Genomic DNA, 2274 nt, shown 5'->3' with positions numbered 1-2274 from the left:
GGTTCGGGTACTGCTGTCGATGAAACTGTTGCTGAAGCTGAATCAAATTGAACTTCTAATAAACCAGCTTGAGGTCTGGAATTACCAGTGTTAGTCAATACCTGGAACCTGACAAAGGAGGCAGTGACTGGAGCGAAGCTAAATTGTTCTGGTGATTCTGGTGCATTATCAGCTCCGTCTGCAAACTGTGTAGGCGCACCTGCTAAAGTCGTAAAATTAGTCCCATCGATCGAGGTGAGAATATTTACTCCTCTTACTCCAAACGTGGTAGTAGGATTGAAATTCCACAGACTAAAGCCACCAAGATTATAGCTGCCATTTAGGTTAAAAGTAATAAGATTATTAGTACTCAATGTACCAATCCAAGCATTACTTGGAGATCCTACGGCATGAGTTTCTGTCAAACTTGGAATATCTCCAGGCAGCCCAACTCCATTAACAATATTGTTAATATTAGTGCCCAAAAGTGCTCCCATATTGGTTGTGACAGTCACTCCATTAATCAATGCGGCTTGGGCATTTGGAGCGTTAGCGATCGATAGAACTAGAGTAGCTAGCCCGATCGTAAGATTTTTTTTGTTCATCTGTACTATTCTCTTAATAGATATTCGGGGTTACATCGGCTCTGATGAAGAGCGATAAATTTCGACATGGATCGTGTCAATTAACCGATAGTATGCTACACCAGCTCGATTGATTTCGCAATAACAATATTTACATTCATATAAAAATCCATCGACACTCAGAATCTAAATTCCCAAATAACTCGATCGACGGTTAGCACTACCGTAATAACACGCCATCGAGCGCGATCGAACGATCGGATAATTGTATTACTGACGAGTGCCATTATTTGCTAAAGATCGTGCCACAACAACCAGAATCCTCGACCCCTGAGCCTCAAGCAGACAATCCGACTACAGCACAGAATAAGTCTACAATTGCAGGTTTGACAGATCGACTCGCTGGTGGCTGGCAACTGGCGACGAATAAAGCAATGGAAATTTTGCCTGTCGATCGAGCCGCACAGACTGTGGGGAAATGGTTTAGTGTCGATGAAACTCAAGTCGCCGAGATTTTGGCTACGGTACGCGCGCAATTGCCAACTACCGAGGCTCTGCTGATTGGCAAACCCCAAGCAGGTAAAAGTTCGATCGTGCGGGGATTGACAGGGGTGTCGGCAGAAATTGTCGGGCAGGGTTTTCGCCCGCATACTCAATCGACAGCGCGGTATAATTATCCTTCGAGCGAACTGCCGTTACTAGTCTTTACTGATACCGTAGGATTGGGCGATGTCGATCGCGATACCAATAGTCTGATTCAAGAACTGATCGGCGATCTGGAGACAGAAACTACTCGTCCGCGCATTATCATTCTGACAGTCAAAATCAATGATTTTGCGATCGATACGCTCCGCCAGATCGCTAGTGAATTACGTCAAAAATATCCGCAGATTCCCTGTCTGCTCGCAGTTACTTGTCTGCACGAAATTTACCCTACTACTCAAACCGATCATCCCGAAGAACCGACTAGTATCGAGTCGGTCGATCGAGCCTATACTGCCATCCAGCAGGCGTTTATAGGACTATTCGATCGGGCGGTGCTAATTGACTTTACTTTGGCTGAAGACGGCTACACGCCCGAATTTTATGGCTTAGAGGCAATGCGGACAGCTTTAGCCGATCTATTGCCCGAAGCTCAATCGCGAGCGATGTCTCAACTGCTCGAAGCGGGTACGGCTACTCAGGATGCTGAAGGTAATCAAATTGGCAATATCTACCGTGATGTCGCACGTCGTTATATTTTACCTTGTGCGATCGCCGCTGGTACTGTTGCCGCAATTCCACTGCCTTTTGCCGATTTACCCGTACTAACTGCCATTCAAGTCTCGATGGTAGGATTATTGGGTAAATTATACGGTCAAACCCTAACTCCATCTCAAGCTGGGGGCGTCGTCAGCGCGATCGCGGGTGGTTTTGTGGCGCAATTAGTCGCCCGACAGTTGATTAAATTTATTCCTGGTTTTGGCAGTATCATCTCGGCATCTTGGGCGGCGGCTTATACCGTAGCATTGGGTGAAGGTGCCTGTGTTTACTTCGGCGATCTGATGGGTGGTAAAAAGCCCGATCCACAACAGATTCAAGCGGTAATGGCAGAGGCTTTTAGTAATGCCAAGCAGCAGTTTAATCAGACAGGTGGGAATTCCCCTTCCTCGCGAGAACGAAGCGACGAGCGATAGCAAGGCGCGTAGTGGAGCAGGGAGGGGATGAAAGC

Annotated in this window: 2 protein-coding genes; one reads left to right on the top strand and one right to left on the bottom strand. The window is 46.8% G+C overall.

Annotated features, from left to right (window positions below):
- A partial coding sequence (locus C7B77_RS28590) for a discoidin domain-containing protein (RefSeq protein ID WP_106313052.1) occupies positions 1-584 on the bottom strand: 584 nt, incomplete at its 3' end.
- A gap of 281 nt (positions 585-865) precedes the next feature.
- On the opposite strand from C7B77_RS28590, the gene C7B77_RS28585 reads away from it, so the two are divergent.
- Positions 866-2239, top strand: a complete 1374-nt coding sequence (locus tag C7B77_RS28585; protein ID WP_106313055.1) for a YcjF family protein — start codon at positions 866-868, stop codon at positions 2237-2239.
- Positions 2240-2274: the final 35 nt, after the last annotated feature.

It is taken from the genome of Chamaesiphon polymorphus CCALA 037 (assembly GCF_003003845.1).
GTDB classification, from domain to species: domain Bacteria; phylum Cyanobacteriota; class Cyanobacteriia; order Cyanobacteriales; family Chamaesiphonaceae; genus Chamaesiphon; species Chamaesiphon polymorphus.
This window is presented reverse-complemented; position numbering and strand designations above follow the sequence as displayed.